Raw genomic sequence first — 18,012 nt, forward strand, 5'->3', positions numbered from 1 at the left:
AAAACAGTGGGCAGATTGGTTATTAGTTTAAGGACAAAATGTTATTAAAAAGTAACCTTCGAAACCAGTAAAACTACGAAGTTTCCCCGTTTAAAATAGTACTTCCCCTTTTTGTGGGTGAAAAAATATTTTCCTTTCCCTCTCGACAGCGAGAAATTATTCAGGCTATTTTCTAAGCGTGCCACCATCGTGGCAGCGTCGCTCGGACGGTCCGGGCGCTAACGTTAATCTGAGGAAATTATGGCTGACTCTCGCCCTGAACGTCGCTTTACGCGTATCGATCGTCTCCCTCCCTATGTGTTTAACATCACAGCTGAACTGAAAATGGCTGCGCGTCGGCGCGGCGAAGACATTATCGATTTCAGTATGGGAAACCCGGACGGCGCGACGCCGCCTCACATTGTCGAAAAATTGTGCACCGTAGCCCAGCGCCCGGATACGCACGGTTATTCCACCTCTCGCGGTATACCGCGCCTGCGCCGGGCGATCTCCCGCTGGTATCAGGAACGGTATGCGGTCGATATCGATCCGGAATCTGAGGCTATTGTTACCATCGGTTCGAAAGAGGGGCTGGCGCACCTGATGCTGGCTACGCTCGATCATGGCGATACCGTGCTGGTACCCAACCCCAGTTATCCCATCCATATTTACGGCGCGGTGATAGCCGGTGCCCAGGTGCGATCGGTGCCGTTGGTGGAAGGCGTCGATTTCTTCAACGAGCTTGAGCGTGCGATCCGCGAAAGTTATCCGAAGCCGAAGATGATGATTCTCGGTTTTCCATCGAACCCAACCGCCCAGTGCGTGGAACTGGAATTTTTTGAGAGGGTCGTGGCGCTGGCGAAGCGCTATGACGTGCTGGTGGTTCACGATCTGGCCTATGCCGACATCGTGTATGACGGCTGGAAAGCGCCGTCGATCATGCAGGTGCCCGGTGCGCGCGACGTGGCGGTGGAGTTTTTCACCTTGTCGAAAAGCTACAACATGGCGGGCTGGCGCATTGGTTTTATGGTCGGCAACAAAACGCTGGTCAGCGCGCTGGCGAGAATTAAAAGTTACCATGATTACGGCACTTTTACGCCGCTGCAGGTCGCGGCGATTGCGGCGCTGGAAGGTGACCAGCAGTGCGTGCGAGACATTGCTGAGCAGTACAAGCGCCGCCGCGACGTTCTGGTGAAAGGGCTGCATGAAGCCGGGTGGATGGTCGATATGCCCAGGGCGTCTATGTATGTGTGGGCAAAAATCCCGGAACAGTATGCGGCAATGGGGTCGCTGGAGTTCGCCAAAAAACTGCTGAATGACGCAAAGGTCTGCGTGTCGCCGGGCATCGGTTTCGGTGACTATGGCGATACGCACGTGCGCTTTGCGCTCATTGAGAATCGCGATCGTATTCGTCAGGCTATCAGAGGTATCAAAGCAATGTTCCGCGCGGACGGGCTGTTGCCTGCTGCGGCAAAGTCCGTTTCTGAATCCGCCAGCTAAGCCACCGTTTTAGCGGTGTACCGGGCGGGTGGACATTTTGCCTGATGGCGCTGCGTTTATCAGCAGGCCTTTAGCCGTAAACTCATAGAGCAATGACATAACGCCGACAAAAGCAAACAGGAGCCTGGCGGCTCCTGTTTTTTTGCTGCATTGCTGTCTTTAGATCATCAGGGCAAACGTACCGGCCCAAACGATGACCATAAAAGAAATGCCCATAAAGAAATATTTCACGTTTCATCTCTCCGCGTCGTGACTGATACGCCTGAATGAATTTTCATCTCATTTGATTATAGAGAGCCGGTACCCGCAACACGGAAACTCGGAATGTTCCCGAACTGACCTCTGGCACCGCCTCAGAATTCTGTGCTTCTTTGCTCCAGACGGCGCTAATGTACGCCTAAAAATGGAGTGAGACAAGTGGCATTTTCTTATTTACTTTTAGTAACTTACAAGTGTCGTGATTCGGCGACAGTTTAATTTCTGCCGGTAATAAATTGCACTTCAGCGACGCCAATATCAGGGCAGAAGAGACGCAATAAAACCGGAATAAAATCAAGGTTATTCTGGTTGCAGCAATAAAAAAGGCCTTGCGGCCTTTTTAAACGTAGAGGGATGCTTCACCTAACGGACGGGTTTTGAAGCGGCGGTGGATCCAGAGATACTGCTCCGGCGCGCGCATGATCTCTTTTTCGATGATTTTGTTCATGTAGGCTGCCGCCTGGCTTTCATCCGTCGGATAGCCTTCCATTTGTGGGGTGATATACAGACGATAACCGTGGTTGTCGGCCTTTCTCACCATCGTGACGGTGAGCATTGCCGCCCCCGACAGTCGTGACAGCACATAGGTACCATTCGTGGTAGCGACATTCTTCACGGCGAAGAAAGGTGCGAAGGAACTGCCTTTCGGGCCGTAATCCTGATCCGGCGCAAACCACACGGCTTCGCCTTTTTTCAGCGCGCCGACAATACCGCGAAGGTTGTTTCTGCCAATCATCGCTTTGTTGGAACGCATACGGCCCCGGGTTTGCACCCACTCCATCAGCGGATTGTTATGCGGACGGTAGGTCGCCATCATCGGCTGGCAAAGACCCATGACGCGTCCTCCCAGCTCCAGCGACATAAAGTGCACGCCCACAACCATAACGCCGCGGTTCTGCATCTGGGCGCGTTTCAGGTTATCCAGGCCTTCAACGTCAAACCATTTACGCACGCGACGGTCGGGCCAGAACCAGGCCATGCCGGTTTCCAGCAGCGCCATACCGAGCGAGCGGAAATTTTCAACGATCATCGTTTCCCGCTGTTCGGCGGTATAAGACGGAAAGCAAAGCTCAAGATTTTTACGCGCAATGGATTCGCGGCGTTTCAGAAACGGACGGGCGAGCGTACCGGTACGGGTACCAAGCGCGCGCAGGACAGGGTAAGGCAATTGCACCAGTAACCAGAGAACACCCAGACCAAACCAGGTGAGCCAGTAGCGCGGATGCAAAAACGCGCGGGAAAATTTGCATGTTGGGAACATAGAGACCTTCTGCCGATAATAAATGTTGTATCGCAGAAGATGTGGAGTCCAACGCGGTACACTCAATTCTTAGTCCATCATGTACGACAATGGTTCCCGTAAAGAGTGTAAAACTGCTTCAGGATAAAACCACGAGGGGCATGAATGCTGGACACATAATGTACCATCACCCGATCAACGTCAGCTACAAATAATTAATCAAGAAGCGTAAATATTTTTATGGTGAGGATAAAATAATTACGCTGTTTATAATTGGTTGTTTTTAAGGATGTTAAAAAAGAACAATACGGAATATTCGCATAACGTACGGTTGTTAAATAAAAGTTGCAATATTTGCCGGGGCTATCGCTTTGGCATAAGATGGAAAGTGTAAGGAGAGTAATGGCTTACGCTACGGCTACACGCAAAAGGAGGCACGGCGATGATCTTTTTCTGGGCGTTTCTGGCGGTAAGTATACTGGGCGTTAGCGGCTATGTCGGCCAGGTTTTAGGCTGGGGTTCCGCCGTCTGCGCCTTCATCGGGATGGTTGTGCTCGCCGCTATCATTTACTATCTGACGATGTGGTTGACCGTTGGTGACGAAATGGTCACGGGATTGTTTCTTTTCCTTTCTCCCGCCTGCGGCCTGATGATTCGTTTTATGGTGGGCTACGGAAAACGTTAATTAATCTGAAGGTAATGTACTTTCATTTGTATGCGGCATTGTTATTTTTATTTCACCGGCATTCGCATTCATGCGCATAATAATCTGAGAGTGCGAATGCCATTTTCAGATTGATCGCGTAAATGGAACATAGCCGTGGCTATCTTTTTCAGAATCTGCTTTTTTAATGACAATTATCCTAATAATAATCTTTAGGCCAGTCGCAGGTTGGCTTAAATTAACCTTAAGCAGTACTCGGAAAATTCTTCATTATCGTCATCTACACATATTGGCGCGCCGTTTTCCGTCTTTTTTAGTCTCCCTTGATCCTCATTCTCCATTGATAAACACCCTGCCCAGATAGTGTTTGCATCAGAACCGTTGTGTGTGTATTTTTATGCAATAAATGTGCATAAAAACAATGAAGGAGCGTCAGATGTTCAGTAAGTGGATGAAAGCAGGCTGTTTGATGATCGCCCTGACGGGCGCAGCGATGGCAGCGCAAGAGACATACGTCGTGGGTGCTGGCGGAACGTATCGCCCGTTTGAGTTTGAAAACAGCCAGAAACAACTGGAAGGCTTTGATATCGACATCATTAAAGCCATCGCCAAAGCGGAAAATTTTGAGGTCAAACTGGTCAACACACCGTGGGAAGGCATTTTCGCCACGCTAAATTCCGGGGATCGCGACATTATCATTTCAGGCATCACCATTACCGATAAGCGCAAGCAGATGGTCGATTTTTCCCATCCTTACTTCCCGGCCGAGCAGTCGATCGTTGTTCCTGCTGATTCCACTGTGACCTCTCTGGCATCGCTAAAAGAGGAAAAGGTCGGGGTGGTGAACTCCAGCACTGGCGACATCGTGGTATCCGGTGTACTGGGTAAAAACAGCACGGCGATTAAACGCTTTGATAACACCCCGTTGATGCTACAGGAGCTGTTTGAAGATGGCGTAAGCGCGGCGGTGGGCGATGTTGGCGTGGTGAAGTATTACATCAAGCAGCACCCGGAAAAACAGTTCAAGCTGGTGCCCGATGCAAAATTCGAACGCCAGTATTTTGGCATTGCGGTTGCCAAAGGTAATACCGAGCTGCAACAAAAAATCAATGCCGGGCTGAAGAAGATTATCGCTGACGGCACCTACGATAAAATCTACAAAACCTGGTTCGACAGCGAAGTGCCGACGCTTCCCGCTGAGTAACATTTTCTTTTTCTTTCTTTTTAGGCTGACACACAGTGAGTGTCAGCCTTTTTGCAGGGGAATACCATGACGGGATTTCGTTGGGAAATCATCCAGGAGTATGCGCCGCTCTTTATGGAAGGCGCGTGGATGACAATTAAATGCACAATCATTTGCGTCTGTCTCGGCACGCTCTGGGGTCTGACGCTGGGCCTTGGCCGAATGGCGAAGGCCGAACATGGCTTCTGGAAGTATGCATTGCGCTATCTGGTTCAGTTTCCGGTGCGCTTTTACGTCAGCGCGTTTCGCGGCACGCCCCTGTTTGTACAGATCATGGTGGTCCATTTTGCGCTGGTTCCCCTGTTCATTAACCCGCGTGACGGGATACTGGTGACCAGCGGAATCATGAGCGCGGACGTTGCCCGCGAACTGCGGTCGGGCTATGGCGCGTTTTTATCCTGTATCGTCGCCATTACGCTGAACGCAGGCGCTTACGTTTCTGAAATCTTTCGTGCGGGGATCCAGTCGATTGACCCTGGACAAATGGAAGCCTCACGCGCGCTCGGAATGCCATGGTGGAAAACCATGCGCAAAGTGATTCTTCCACAGGCCTTTCGCCGTATTCTTCCGCCACTGGGCAATAACGCTATCGCGATTGTCAAAGACTCCTCTCTGGCGTCGGCCATCGGGCTTGCCGATCTGGCGTATGCGGCGCGTACGGTCTCGGGCGCCTACGCCACTTACTGGGAACCCTATCTGACCATTTCGCTGGTGTATTGGGTGCTCACCTTCCTGCTCGCGCAACTGGTTAATCGTCTGGAAAAGAGGTTCGGTAAAAGTGATCCACATTAAAAATTTACATAAACACTTTGGCGACAACCCTGTGCTGCGCGGCATTGATTGCGACATTCAGCCGCAAGAGGTGGTGTGCATCATTGGGCCTTCAGGGTCAGGCAAAAGTACATTTCTGCGCTGCATGAACGCGCTGGAATCGGTGACGGAAGGCGAAGTGGTGGTGAACGGCTTTGCGGTACACGATCGTAAAACCGATCTCAACAAAATGCGTGAAAGCGTCGGAATGGTGTTCCAGCGTTTTAACCTGTTTCCGCACATGACGGTGCTGGAAAACCTGATCATGGCGCCAGAAATGCTTCAGGGGCTGTCGCGTAAAGAGGCGATCGGCCGGGCTGAAATGCTGCTCGAAAAAGTCGGACTGAGTGATAAACGCGATGCCTGGCCGTCCCGTTTATCCGGTGGACAGCAGCAGCGCGTCGCGATTGCCCGCGCGCTGGCGATGAACCCGTCAATTATGCTTTTTGATGAGCCGACCTCGGCGCTGGACCCGGAACTGGTCGGTGATGTGCTGGAGGTCATGAAAAAACTGGCCGATGAAGGGATGACGATGGTCATCGTGACCCATGAAATGGGCTTCGCCCGGGAGGTCGCGGATCGGGTGATTTTCATCGACCACGGCGTTATTCAGGAAGAAGGCTCGCCGGAGACGCTCTTTACTTCGCCGGCTAATCCCCGCACCGCCGAATTTCTGAGTAAAGTGCTGTAAGGCCGGAAACCTGCGGAACGGCATCAACGCCCTCTGCGTCGTCGCACCACTCAACGTGCGGGCTGAGTCAGGGACAGTGATTTTCTGCCCATGCTGCGCCCGCACGCATTTCCGTCATACCATGAATCGGCAAGCCGCGGAGAGAACTATTAGGGCATAAACAGGGAAGGGGGAAGTGAATGAGAAAGTGTCCCCTGCAGGAATCGAACCTGCAACTAGCCCTTAGGAGGGGCTCGTTATATCCATTTAACTAAGGGGACGAAGCGGCACGAGTATAGCGGTTTTTGTTCGCCGGAGTAAGTACGGTGCCGCCTGACTGCTCAAACCATCGCCATTCAGGATTGTTTTTCCTGCTCTTTCTGCTGTTTTTTGAACCGCTCGGCGTGAAGGCGCGCTTCTTCTTTACGCTTGTTGCTCATGTCGTTACGGATCTGCGCGTGGCTCATCAGGGCGAAAATAAAGGTACCGCCGCAGATATTACCCGCCAGTGTCGGCAGGGCAAACGGCCACAAGAAGTCGCTCCAGTGCAGGGTGCCGTTAAAGACGAGGTAAAGGATCTCCACCGATCCCACGACGATATGGGTGGTATCGCCCAGGGCAATCAGCCACGTCATCAGGATGATGACTACAATTTTCGCCGCGCCGGCTGCCGGAAACATCCACACCATGGTCGCGATTAACCAACCGGAAATGATCGCGTTGGCAAACATTTCGGTCGGCGTGTTTTTCATTACGTCCATGCCGATTTTGACAAACGCGTCACGGGTTTCTTCATCAAAAATGGGCATATACTCAAACGCCCAGGCGGCAATGCCGGTACCGAGCACGTTACCCAGCAGCACCACGCCCCACAGACGCATCAGCAGGCCAAAATTGCCCGCCGTGGGATTTTGCATGACGGGCAGAACCGCCGTCACGGTGTTTTCCGTAAACAGCTGCTGGCGAGCCATAATGACAATGATAAAACCAAAGGTATAACCGAGATTCTCAAGTAAAAAACTGCCCGGCACGCCCTCAAGCTGCACGTGGAAGATGCCTTTTGCCAGCAGCGAGGCGCCCATCGACAGTCCGGCCGCGATAGCGGACCACAGCAGCGCCATCGCGTCACGCTCCAGCTCTTTCTCTCCATCCTGGCGGATATGTTCGTGAATGGCCATTGCCCGTGAGGGGAGTCGGTCCTCATCCACTTCTATCTTTTTCCCGCTCTGTTTTTCCTCGCTTTCTACTTCCAGTTCATCGCTATGCTTGTCGATCTTATCGTCTTCGAGATTATCCATAATTCGCCTCCTGGATGCGCGCCTGTCAGATAAAGCGTAGCGGCTTTTCGCTGGATACCTGGGGGAGAAACTCTGAAATCGCAAAAATGGTAACGTTTGTTTTTCTGCTTCCGGCTAGAATAGAAGCGCTACGCGAGTGCATAGCCAGGCTATGATCAATTCAACAGGCGCGGTGATATAGACATCGTTTGACGTGCTGTTACAATCGCTCACACCTTAACAGGCGGATACGTTAGCGTTCCGTCATGGATGGCAATCCGCGATAGCCATAATTAACAGGGAGACATTTATGAAGCTTCGCCTGTCGGCGCTTGCGCTGGGAACCACACTGCTGGTGGGGTGTGCGAGTTCCGGTACAGAACAACAGGGGCGTTCAGATCCGTTAGAAGGGTTTAACCGCACCATGTACAATTTCAACTTTAACGTGTTGGATCCGTATGTCGTTCGACCGGTGGCTGTCGCCTGGCGTGATTATGTCCCACAGCCAGCCCGTAATGGTTTAAGCAACTTCACCGGCAACCTCGAAGAACCTGCGGTCATGGTGAACTATTTTCTGCAGGGCGATCCGTATCAGGGGATGGTGCATTTCACCCGTTTCTTCCTGAACACCCTTCTCGGCATGGGCGGCTTTATTGACGTCGCCGGTATGGCGAACCCGAAACTGCAGCGCGTTGAGCCGCATCGCTTCGGCAGCACCTTAGGACACTACGGCGTAGGCTATGGCCCCTACGTCCAGTTACCGTTCTATGGCAGTTGGACGCTGCGTGAGGATGGCGGCGATATGGCCGATACGCTATATCCAGTCCTTTCATGGCTGACCTGGCCGATGTCGATCGGTAAGTGGACCCTCGAAGGGATTGAAACGCGTGCTCAGTTGCTGGACTCCGACGGCCTGTTGCGTCAGTCTTCCGATCCGTACATTCTGGTGCGTGAGGCTTATTTCCAGCGTCACGACTTCATTGCCAACGGCGGGAAGCTCAAGCCGCAAGAAAACCCGAACGCGCAGGCGATCCAGGACGATTTAAAAGAGATCGACTCAGAATAAATGAATACCGGACCGCGAAGCGTCTGGCCGGGCCTGGCGTTCGCGCCGTTAGCGGGTACGATGATTTTTTGGATGCATAAAAAAGGGGACGCCAGAAGGCGCCCCCTTTTTTTCATCTGACCATGATCAGAATGCGTAGTTCAGGTTCATACCGTACAGCCAGGCTTTCCCTTCAGATTCGAAAGAGTACGGGCCTTCTTCAAACTTCACTTTCTGGCCGTGCATGTAAGACACGCCAACATCCACTGAGGCATCTTTATTGAAGGCATAGGTAGCGCCAGCGCTCAGCCAGAAGCGGTCCTGATCCGGAATAGAAATGGAACGACGGTTGGCCGGAACCGGGCTGTCATCAAAGGCGATACCGGTACGGAACGTCCAGGTATCGTCATAGTAATAGGTTGTACCCAGCGCGATGCGATAAGAGTCTTTAAAGCCCTCTTCTTTATAAAACAGCGTCTGACCGTTGCTGCCTTTCGCCTTCAGCTCTTCGAACTGACTCCAACTGGTATAAGCCATGCTGTAGTGAACCGCCCACTGTGGCGCGACGCGGTTGTAACCTGAAATTTCCCACATTTCCGGCAGGTTCAGGTTAAGTGAACCGTCGATCGTCCCGCCGTTAGTTCCAGCAGGCAGGCTGGCAAAGACCGGACGCAGTTGCGGCGGAATACGGTCAGTCGATGGCAGGCTACTGCGGTAATCGCCGTCGAAGTCAACTTTGACTTCTGAACGGTAGGTAAAACCGTAACGGTTGTCTTTATCGACTTCATAAAGGATCCCGGCGTTCCAGCCGAAGCCCCATTCGTCGCCCTTCAGACGCGCAATCTGGGTATCCGCCGGGTATTGCGCCGCCAGTGCCGGAGGAATACGTCCGCCGGAGCCTGCCACGATTTGCTGCGGCAAGTCGCCGGCATAACGCTCGAGCTTAGCTTTGGCATAAACGGCGTTAAACCCGAGGCCGAAGCTGAAATGATTGTTCAGACGATAGGCGCCGCTCAGGTTCAGGTTGAGCGTTTCCAGATCGGTTTTTCCGCCCATGGAGCCCGCGGCGTAGTTGTTATTAAACTCCGTCGCCAGGCCGTAGTTAGAGGTGACAGATGCCCCCCAACCAAACTGATCGTTAATCGGGGCCACAAAGTGCAGGTTTGGCACCCACGCCGTCGGCGCAATGTTATCCTGGCTGGCATCATTACCAATGCGCGAGCGACCGGAGATATCCACGTCCGGATCAACAAAGATTGCGCCGCCCGAGAAGGTTGGGCGGTCGAACATGGTGATCAGCGCCGGGTTACGGCTAACGTTACCTACGTCGTCCGCGATAGCGCCTTCACCTGAATAGGCCCGGCCAAGGCCAGAGGAAGAAAATTCGTTTAGCTGAAAGCCTGCAGACCAGGCCTGGGTAGATATAAGTGCCACTGCAACTGCGAGAGCAGACTTTGCAAACAGGGTTTTCTGGCTCATGACCATAACCTCAATGATTTATTTTTATACAAACTATGTTACATGCTGTAACAGGAGCGCGAAGTGTAGGGTCTGCGGTACGACATAGAAATCAGACCAGTGGCGTGAGTATAGGTCTGACCAGCTGATATGTTGCAAGTATGTTTATAAGTTTTTTCAATTGTGATCTCAGAAACGCGATCCAGCTGGCAATTTTGCCGGGGAGCGCACATAGCCGTTTGGGTTGAATTTGTTTTAGATCATTTTTAAGTGTGATTTCGGTCACTTCTCGCATTTCCCACCATTAACGACTGGAGAGGCGAAAGTCGGAGGCGTAAAATATCGCTATCGTTTATCTGGCACCCTGGGTGCGAATACAGAGGAAATCTACAATGAGTAAATGCAGTGCTGATGAAACCCCGGTTTGCTGCTGTATGGACGTTGGTACCATCATGGACAACTCCGATTGCACCGCGTCATACAGCCGTGTGTTCGCTAACCGCGCAGAAGCGGAAGAAACGCTGGCGGCGCTGACCGAAAAAGCGCGGAACGTGGAGTCCGAGCCTTGCCAAATTACTTCGACTTTCACTGAAGAATCTGACGGCGTGCGCCTGGACATCGATTTTGTCTTTGCCTGCGAAGCCGAAACCCTGATCTTCCAGCTCGGTCTGCGTTAATCCCTTCATTATTTATCTGCCCCGACAACCTTTTGTCGGGGCTTTTTCGTTTCATCCCGTCATTATTCACTGTGTCACAGCTCTCACTTTCATCCGCCCCTGCTTGGCTAAATGTAAAAAATTGGTTAAGACTATGATCAGGTCAGACCACTTATTTTATTTTTACAGGGGAGTGTTATGAGTCAGGCTATACCGCTGGTCACCCGCCAGGGCGATCGCATTGCCATTGTGAGCGGGTTACGTACCCCTTTTGCCCGCCAGGCTACCGCCTTTCATGGTATTCCCGCTGTCGATCTTGGCAAAATGGTGGTGGGCGAACTGCTGGCCCGCAGTGAGATCCCCGTAGACGTCATAGAGCAACTGGTCTTTGGTCAGGTTGTCCAGATGCCGGAAGCGCCAAATATCGCCCGTGAAATTGTCCTCGGCACCGGTATGAGTGTGCATACCGACGCTTACAGCGTAAGCCGCGCCTGCGCGACCAGCTTTCAGGCGGTCGCTAACGTAGCGGAAAGCCTGATGGCGGGTACGATCCGCGCGGGGATTGCCGGTGGCGCGGATTCCTCGTCGGTATTGCCCATTGGCGTCAGTAAAAAACTGGCGCGAGTCCTCGTGGATGTGAATAAAGCCAGGACGATGGGGCAACGTCTGAAACTCTTTTCCCGCCTGCGCTTACGCGATCTGATGCCCGTGCCGCCCGCCGTCGCCGAATATTCGACTGGCCTGCGGATGGGAGATACGGCGGAACAGATGGCGAAAACCTACGGAATCACCCGTGAGCAGCAGGATGCGCTGGCCCACCGTTCACATCAGCGCGCGGCGCAGGCGTGGGCGGAAGGAAAGTTAGCCGATGAAGTGATGACCGCCTGGACGCCGCCGTTCAAGGCGCCGCTGTCTGAAGATAACAATATTCGCGGCAACTCGACGCTGGCGGATTACGCCAGACTGCGTCCGGCCTTTGACCGTAAACATGGCACAGTGACCGCCGCCAACAGTACGCCCCTGACAGACGGGGCGGCAGCGGTGATCCTGATGACCGAATCCCGCGCGAAAGAGCTGGGGCTGATTCCGCTCGGCTATTTACGCAGCTACGCCTTTACCGCTATCGATGTCTGGCAGGACATGCTGCTGGGACCGGCCTGGTCAACGCCGCTGGCGCTGGATCGGGCGGGCTTAAGCCTGAGCGATCTGACGCTGATTGATATGCACGAAGCCTTTGCCGCTCAGACGCTGGCGAATCTGCAACTGCTGGGCAGTGAGCGTTTTGCCCGCGAGGTGTTGGGACGCGCCCATGCCACCGGTGAGGTGGATGACAGCAAGTTCAACGTGCTCGGTGGTTCGATTGCTTACGGGCACCCGTTTGCCGCCACCGGCGCCCGGATGATCACTCAGACTCTGCACGAATTGCGCCGTCGGGGAGGCGGCTTCGGTTTAGTCACTGCCTGTGCGGCAGGCGGTCTGGGCGCGGCGATGGTTCTGGAGGCAGAATAATGGAAATGACATCGGCTTTTACGCTTAATCTGCGTCCGGACAATGTGGCGGTTATCTCCATAGATGTACCCGGTGAAAAGATGAATACCCTGAAAGCGGAGTTTGCGAGTCAGGTACGCACGATCCTGAAACAGCTTCGCGAAAACAGGGAACTGCGCGGCGTCGTTTTTATTTCCGCGAAAGCGGATAATTTTATTGCTGGCGCGGACATCAACATGATTGGCAACTGCGCAAGCGCGCAGGAAGCGGAGGCGCTGGCGCGTCAGGGACAACAACTGATGGCGGAAATCAACGGTCTTCCCGTGCCCGTCATCGCCGCTATTCACGGCGCCTGTCTGGGCGGCGGACTGGAACTGGCGCTGGCCTGTCATGAGCGAATCTGTACCGATGACGGCAAAACGGTATTGGGCCTGCCGGAAGTACAACTGGGGCTGCTGCCGGGTTCCGGCGGCACACAGCGTTTGCCGCGGCTGGTCGGAGTCAGTACGGCGCTGGAGATGATCCTCACCGGCAAACAACTGCGTGCGAAGCAGGCGTTAAAGATGGGGCTGGTGGACGATGTGGTTCCGTTGTCGATTCTGCTCGAGGCTGCGGTTGAACGGGCTAAACAGGATCGGTCAACGTCGCGAACGCTGCCGGTGCGCGAACGCGTTCTGGCGGGGCCGCTGGGGCGCGCGCTGTTGTTCCGTATGGTCAGTAAAAAAACCGAACAGAAAACACACAGTAACTACCCGGCGACAGAACGTATTCTTCAGGTGATCGAAACTGGCCTGGCGCAGGGCAGCAGCAGCGGTTACGACGCGGAAGCCCGCGCTTTTGGCGAGCTGGCGATGACGCCGCAATCGCAGGCGTTACGCAATATCTTCTTTGCCAGTACCGAGGTGAAAAAAGATCCCGGTAGCGATGCCCCGCCGGGGCCGCTTAACAGCGTTGGCGTGCTGGGGGGCGGGCTGATGGGAGGGGGAATTGCCTACGTGACGGCCTGTAAAGGCGGCTTACCGGTTCGCATTAAAGACATTAATGTTCACGGCATCAATCATGCGCTGAAGTACAGTTGGGATCAGCTTGAAACGAAGGTACGTCGTCGCCATATCAAAGCCAGCGAACGGAACAAACAGCTGGCGTTGATTTCAGGCGCCACCGACTATCGCGGATTTTCCCATCGTGACCTGGTCATAGAAGCTGTCTTTGAAGATCTGGCGCTAAAACAGCAGATGGTGGCGGAAGTTGAGCAAAACTGCGCATCCCATACCATTTTCGCCTCTAACACCTCATCTTTACCGATTAGCGACATCGCCGCCCATGCCGCCAGGCCGGGGCAGGTGATTGGTCTGCATTTTTTCAGCCCGGTTGAAAAAATGCCCCTGGTCGAGGTCATTCCCCATGCCGCCACCTCTGAGCAGACCATCGCCACCACCGTTAAGCTGGCGAAGAAACAGGGTAAAACACCTATCGTGGTGCGCGACAAGGCCGGATTCTATGTAAACCGTATTCTCGCCCCCTATATCAACGAAGCCATACGCATGCTGACTGAGGGGGAGCGGGTCGACGCTATCGACAGCGCGTTGGTGAAATTTGGTTTTCCGGTGGGGCCTGTCCAACTGCTGGATGAAGTGGGAATCGATACCGGCACGAAAATTATCCCTGTTCTGGAAGCCGCTTATGGCGAGCGTTTTAGCGCCCCTGCAAATGTTGTTTCCTCAATTTTGAACGACGATCGCAAAGGCAGAAAAAATGGTCGCGGTTTCTATCTTTATGGTGCAAAAGGGCGTAAAAGCAAAAAACAGGTCGACCCTGCGATTTATACGCTTATTGGCGTTCAGGGGCAGAGCAGGCTTTCCGCCCGGCAAATGGCTGAACGGTGCGTGATGCTGATGCTCAATGAGGCCGCGCGTTGCTTCGATGAACAGGTGATCCGCAGCGCTCGCGACGGTGATATTGGCGCGGTATTCGGCATTGGATTTCCGCCGTTTCTCGGTGGTCCGTTCCGTTATATGGATTCTCTCGGCGCGGGTGAAGTGGTTGCGGTATTGCAACGCCTGGCTTCGCAGTACGGTCCACGATTTACGCCGTGCGATGCGTTATTGCAGATGGCGGAGCGGGGTGAAAGTTTCTGGAAAGCAGATGCAACTGGCCTGAATTTTAAAGGTCAAATGTAGGGTGAATCCGCAACGAATGGCCGTGAGTTGGTTAAATTGTAAACACAGATTGACTATACTTACAGCGTTGAGGTAAAAAACAGCGTTTCATTCGGTGAACGGATAAGGCACAATGCCGGCCACCGCATTTCGGCGACCGTTCAGACGGTTTCAGCAAGAATGCGGGTGATTCTGGTTAACAAAAGCGGTGCAATATGCAAGTTTTTATCATGCGTCACGGCGACGCGGCCCTCGACGCCGCCAGTGATTCGGTTCGTCCCTTAACCGTCTGTGGTTGTGACGAATCGCGCCTTATGGCGAACTGGCTGAAAGGTCAAAAAGTGGATATCGAACGTGTTCTGGTGAGCCCGTTCCTGCGAGCCGAGCAAACGTTGGACGAGGTAGGGGAGTGCATGAACCTGCCGGGTAACGTTGACGTTCTGCCGGAGTTGACGCCCTGCGGCGATGTCGGCCTCGTCAGCGCATATCTTCAGGCGCTGGCCAATGAAGGCGTCTCCGGCGTTCTGGTGATCTCCCACCTGCCGTTAGTCGGCTACCTGGTGTCTGAATTGTGCCCGGGAGAAACGCCGCCTATGTTTACCACATCAGCGATCGCCAGCGTCACGCTGGACGAAAGCGGCAAAGGGGTGTTCAACTGGCAGATGAGCCCGTGCAACCTCAAAATGGCAAAAGCGATGTAAACATCCGCTGCCTGATGGCGCTTCGCGTATCCGGCCTACGGCGGCGATGACTGTCTCGTAGGCCAGATATAGCGCTTGCGCCACCCACCGGCAACCTTACATCATGGCAGTTCGGGCGGTTGCCACTCTTCCACCTCTATCAGCACCAGCAACGCGGCGTCGCCGCCGTACTCTTTTGGGGCCTGATGAAAAGCCATCACGTGTGGGTGCTGCGCCAGCCACAGCGGCGTCTGTTGTTTCAGTACATGCTTACCGTGACCATGCATGACGCAGGCGCAAAAAACGTGCTCCCGGCGACAGGCGGCAATCAGCGCGCCGAGTTCCTGCTTTGCCTGCAGCTGCGTCAGGCCATGAAGATCGAGAAACAGTTCCGGTGAATAATCTCCGCGCCGCATTTTCTTCAGCTCGAAGTGGCTGACGTCGGAACGTACGTATTTCACCGGGCCTTCGGTATTCAGCAGCGGCTGAAATTCGTCCGAAAAATAGTGGCTGGCGTCCGCCTGTTCCGACAGAAGCCGCTTAACGGGAACGTCGCTGATTTTTTTACGTTGCGGGCGATGGACAATCGTGTCCTGCTTAATCTGCCGGGTGCCGGTCATCAGTTGCCGGAACAGCGCCTGGTCCTCCTCGCTGAGCGATGTTTTCTTTTTCATTCTGCTGTCTCATTTTTCATTTTCCGTTAGTTTACCCGACTCACCGGCGATGCGAATGCGTAAAACGCAATTTTCGCGCCTGTCCCCTGTGTGAATGCTGATTTATCGCTGGCTTCGTGGCAAACTAGCCGCCGAAATTATTGCGTACATGCCCTGGAGGAACAGGTGGATAAAATTTTCGTTGATGAAGCAGTAAGTGATCTGCATACCATTCAGGACATGTTGCGTTGGGCGGTCAGCCGTTTTAGCGCGGCGAATATCTGGTACGGTCACGGCACCGACAACCCGTGGGATGAAGCCGTTCAACTGGTGCTGCCGTCACTTTATCTTCCACTGGATATTCCCGAAGACATGCGCACCGCGCGTCTGACGTCCAGCGAACGCCACCGCATTGTTGAGCGGGTGATCCGCCGGGTGAACGAGCGTATTCCGGTGGCCTATCTGACGAATAAAGCCTGGTTCTGCGGCCATGAATTTTACGTCGATGAACGCGTGCTGGTGCCGCGCTCGCCGATTGGCGAGCTGATCAACAACCGTTTTGAAGGGCTGATTCGCCAACAGCCGCAGCATATTCTCGACATGTGTACCGGCAGCGGTTGCATTGCTATTGCCTGCGCCTACGCGTTTCCGGAAGCGGAAGTCGACGCGGTGGATATCTCCGCCGACGCGCTGGCCGTCACTGAGCACAATATTGAAGAGCACGGCCTGCTGCACCATGTCACCCCCATTCGTTCGGACCTGTTCCGCGACCTGCCAAAAGTCCAGTACGATCTGATCGTGACCAACCCGCCGTATGTGGACGCGGAAGATATGTCCGATCTGCCGAATGAGTATCGTCACGAGCCTGAACTGGGGCTGGCGTCAGGGACAGATGGCCTGAAACTGACCCGCCGTATTCTGGGCAACGCGCCGGACTACCTGTCAGATAACGGTATTCTGATTTGTGAAGTCGGGAACAGCATGGTACATCTGATGGAACACTATCCTGATGTGCCGTTTACCTGGCTGGAATTCGACAACGGCGGCGATGGCGTCTTTATGCTGACCAAAGCCGAGTTACTGGCCGCCCGCGAGCATTTCAGCCTCTATAAAGACTAAATCACAACGACGACAACGGAATCGCAATGGCAGGAAATACAATTGGACAACTCTTTCGGGTAACCACCTTTGGCGAATCGCACGGGCTGGCGCTGGGCTGCATTGTTGACGGGGTGCCGCCGGGCATTCCTCTGACCGAAGCTGACCTGCAGCACGATCTCGACAGGCGGCGTCCTGGCACGTCTCGCTACACGACCCAGCGCCGTGAGCCGGATCAGGTGAAAATTTTGTCTGGCGTGTTTGAAGGCGTCACCACCGGCACCAGCATCGGTTTGCTGATCGAAAATACCGATCAGCGTTCGCAGGATTACAGCGCCATCAAGGACGTGTTTCGTCCGGGACACGCCGACTACACCTACGAGCAGAAATATGGCCTGCGCGATTACCGCGGCGGCGGGCGTTCGTCCGCCCGCGAGACCGCGATGCGCGTGGCGGCGGGCGCGATTGCCAAGAAATACCTTGCGGCAAAATACGGCATCCGCATCCAGGGCTGCCTGACCCAGATGGGCGATATTCCGCTGGCGATCAAAGACTGGGAGCAGGTGGAACAGAACCCTTTTTTCTGCCCGGATCCGGACAAAATCGACGCCCTTGACGAGCTGATGCGGGCGCTGAAAAAAGAGGGTGATTCTATCGGCGCTAAGGTAACGGTGGTAGCCAGCGGCGTTCCCGCCGGTCTCGGCGAGCCGGTATTTGATCGTCTTGACGCCGATATCGCCCATGCGCTGATGAGCATTAACGCCGTGAAAGGCGTTGAGATTGGCGACGGTTTTGACGTGGTGGCGCTGCGCGGAAGCCAAAACCGTGACGAAATAACGACGCAAGGCTTCCAGAGCAACCATGCGGGCGGCATTTTGGGCGGGATCAGCAGTGGGCAGCAAATTATTGCCCACATGGCGCTGAAACCAACCTCCAGTATTACCGTCCCGGGTCGTACCATTAATCGCTTTGGCGAAGAAGTCGAGATGATCACCAAAGGCCGTCACGATCCGTGTGTCGGGATCCGCGCGGTGCCGATCGCAGAGGCGATGCTGGCGATCGTGCTCATGGACCACTTGCTGCGCCAGCGGGCGCAAAATGCGGATGTCACAACAGATATTCCACGCTGGTAAG

The 18,012-nt window shown here is 54.1% G+C and carries 17 protein-coding genes and 1 tRNA gene; 12 read left to right on the plus strand and 6 right to left on the minus strand.

What is annotated here, in order from left to right:
- Window positions 1-240 precede the first annotated feature (240 nt).
- The gene (gene alaC, locus JY391_RS07100; RefSeq protein ID WP_042290790.1) at window positions 241-1,479 is read left to right on the plus strand and encodes an alanine transaminase; all 1,239 of its coding nucleotides are present in this window, start codon (window positions 241-243) and stop codon (window positions 1,477-1,479) included.
- Between the two features lie 159 nt (window positions 1,480-1,638).
- Here alaC and ypdK read toward each other — a convergent pair whose 3' ends face one another.
- Window positions 1,639-1,710, minus strand: coding sequence for a membrane protein YpdK (gene ypdK, locus JY391_RS07105; protein ID WP_010723117.1), 72 nt, complete (start codon window positions 1,708-1,710; stop codon window positions 1,639-1,641).
- A 367-nt stretch (window positions 1,711-2,077) separates the two neighbouring features.
- Complete coding sequence (gene lpxP, locus JY391_RS07110) at window positions 2,078-2,998, minus strand: kdo(2)-lipid IV(A) palmitoleoyltransferase (protein ID WP_042290789.1); 921 nt, start codon at window positions 2,996-2,998, stop codon at window positions 2,078-2,080.
- Window positions 2,999-3,419: 421 nt separating this feature from the next.
- Between lpxP and JY391_RS07115 the strand changes: the two genes are divergently transcribed.
- The 4 genes from JY391_RS07115 to JY391_RS07130 all read left to right on the plus strand — a co-directional run bounded on the left by JY391_RS07115 (window position 3,420) and on the right by JY391_RS07130 (window position 6,385).
- Entirely contained in the window at window positions 3,420-3,662 is a 243-nt protein-coding gene (locus JY391_RS07115) for a YfdY family protein (protein ID WP_060570087.1), read from the plus strand.
- Between the two features lie 415 nt (window positions 3,663-4,077).
- Window positions 4,078-4,845: a basic amino acid ABC transporter substrate-binding protein gene (locus JY391_RS07120; RefSeq protein WP_042290786.1), complete on the plus strand. Its 768-nt coding sequence runs from the start codon at window positions 4,078-4,080 to the stop codon at window positions 4,843-4,845.
- Between the two features lie 66 nt (window positions 4,846-4,911).
- Entirely contained in the window at window positions 4,912-5,676 is a 765-nt protein-coding gene (locus JY391_RS07125) for an amino acid ABC transporter permease (protein ID WP_060570089.1), read from the plus strand.
- Window positions 5,663-6,385 (plus strand): amino acid ABC transporter ATP-binding protein, encoded by a 723-nt coding sequence (locus JY391_RS07130; protein WP_200034686.1) that lies wholly within the window; start codon window positions 5,663-5,665, stop codon window positions 6,383-6,385. The genes JY391_RS07125 and JY391_RS07130 overlap by 14 nt, the downstream gene beginning before the upstream one ends.
- Before the next feature lie 188 nt (window positions 6,386-6,573).
- Here the strand turns inward: JY391_RS07130 and JY391_RS07135 are convergent.
- Both JY391_RS07135 and JY391_RS07140 read right to left on the minus strand, forming a co-directional pair.
- Window positions 6,574-6,645: transfer RNA gene (locus JY391_RS07135), tRNA-Arg, on the minus strand.
- Window positions 6,646-6,720: 75 nt separating this feature from the next.
- Window positions 6,721-7,662, minus strand: coding sequence for a formate/nitrite transporter family protein (locus JY391_RS07140; RefSeq protein ID WP_042290775.1), 942 nt, complete (start codon window positions 7,660-7,662; stop codon window positions 6,721-6,723).
- A 289-nt stretch (window positions 7,663-7,951) separates the two neighbouring features.
- On the opposite strand from JY391_RS07140, the gene mlaA reads away from it, so the two are divergent.
- Window positions 7,952-8,707 carry a phospholipid-binding lipoprotein MlaA gene (gene mlaA, locus JY391_RS07145; RefSeq protein WP_042290774.1) on the plus strand — a complete coding sequence of 252 codons (756 nt, stop codon included), beginning with the start codon at window positions 7,952-7,954 and terminating at the stop codon, window positions 8,705-8,707.
- A gap of 126 nt (window positions 8,708-8,833) precedes the next feature.
- Here the strand turns inward: mlaA and fadL are convergent, their stop codons facing one another.
- Complete coding sequence (gene fadL, locus JY391_RS07150) at window positions 8,834-10,171, minus strand: long-chain fatty acid transporter FadL (protein ID WP_508617248.1); 1,338 nt, start codon at window positions 10,169-10,171, stop codon at window positions 8,834-8,836.
- Between the two features lie 365 nt (window positions 10,172-10,536).
- On the opposite strand from fadL, the gene JY391_RS07155 reads away from it, so the two are divergent.
- The 4 genes from JY391_RS07155 (at window position 10,537) to sixA (ending at window position 15,148) form a co-directional block, all read left to right on the plus strand.
- Complete coding sequence (locus JY391_RS07155; protein ID WP_042290770.1) at window positions 10,537-10,821, plus strand: YfcZ/YiiS family protein; 285 nt, start codon at window positions 10,537-10,539, stop codon at window positions 10,819-10,821.
- 177 nt (window positions 10,822-10,998) lie between these two features.
- Window positions 10,999-12,309 carry an acetyl-CoA C-acyltransferase FadI gene (gene fadI, locus JY391_RS07160; protein WP_060570090.1) on the plus strand — a complete coding sequence of 437 codons (1,311 nt, stop codon included), beginning with the start codon at window positions 10,999-11,001 and terminating at the stop codon, window positions 12,307-12,309.
- Window positions 12,309-14,468: a fatty acid oxidation complex subunit alpha FadJ gene (gene fadJ, locus JY391_RS07165; protein ID WP_211935462.1), complete on the plus strand. Its 2,160-nt coding sequence runs from the start codon at window positions 12,309-12,311 to the stop codon at window positions 14,466-14,468. The genes fadI and fadJ overlap by 1 nt, the downstream gene beginning before the upstream one ends.
- A gap of 194 nt (window positions 14,469-14,662) precedes the next feature.
- Window positions 14,663-15,148, plus strand: a complete 486-nt coding sequence (gene sixA / locus JY391_RS07170; protein WP_042290767.1) for a phosphohistidine phosphatase SixA — start codon at window positions 14,663-14,665, stop codon at window positions 15,146-15,148.
- A gap of 101 nt (window positions 15,149-15,249) precedes the next feature.
- Here the strand turns inward: sixA and smrB are convergent, their stop codons facing one another.
- Complete coding sequence (smrB, locus tag JY391_RS07175; RefSeq protein WP_042290766.1) at window positions 15,250-15,801, minus strand: endonuclease SmrB; 552 nt, start codon at window positions 15,799-15,801, stop codon at window positions 15,250-15,252.
- 165 nt (window positions 15,802-15,966) lie between these two features.
- Here smrB and prmB point away from each other — a divergent pair, with 165 nt between their 5' ends.
- Window positions 15,967-16,899, plus strand: coding sequence for a 50S ribosomal protein L3 N(5)-glutamine methyltransferase (prmB, locus tag JY391_RS07180; protein WP_042290764.1), 933 nt, complete (start codon window positions 15,967-15,969; stop codon window positions 16,897-16,899).
- A 26-nt stretch (window positions 16,900-16,925) separates the two neighbouring features.
- Window positions 16,926-18,011: a chorismate synthase gene (aroC, locus tag JY391_RS07185; RefSeq protein WP_200034649.1), complete on the plus strand. Its 1,086-nt coding sequence runs from the start codon at window positions 16,926-16,928 to the stop codon at window positions 18,009-18,011.
- Window position 18,012 lies beyond the last annotated feature (1 nt).

The organism is Citrobacter sedlakii (assembly GCF_018128425.1).
Taxonomy (GTDB): Bacteria; Pseudomonadota; Gammaproteobacteria; order Enterobacterales; family Enterobacteriaceae; genus Citrobacter_A; species Citrobacter_A sedlakii.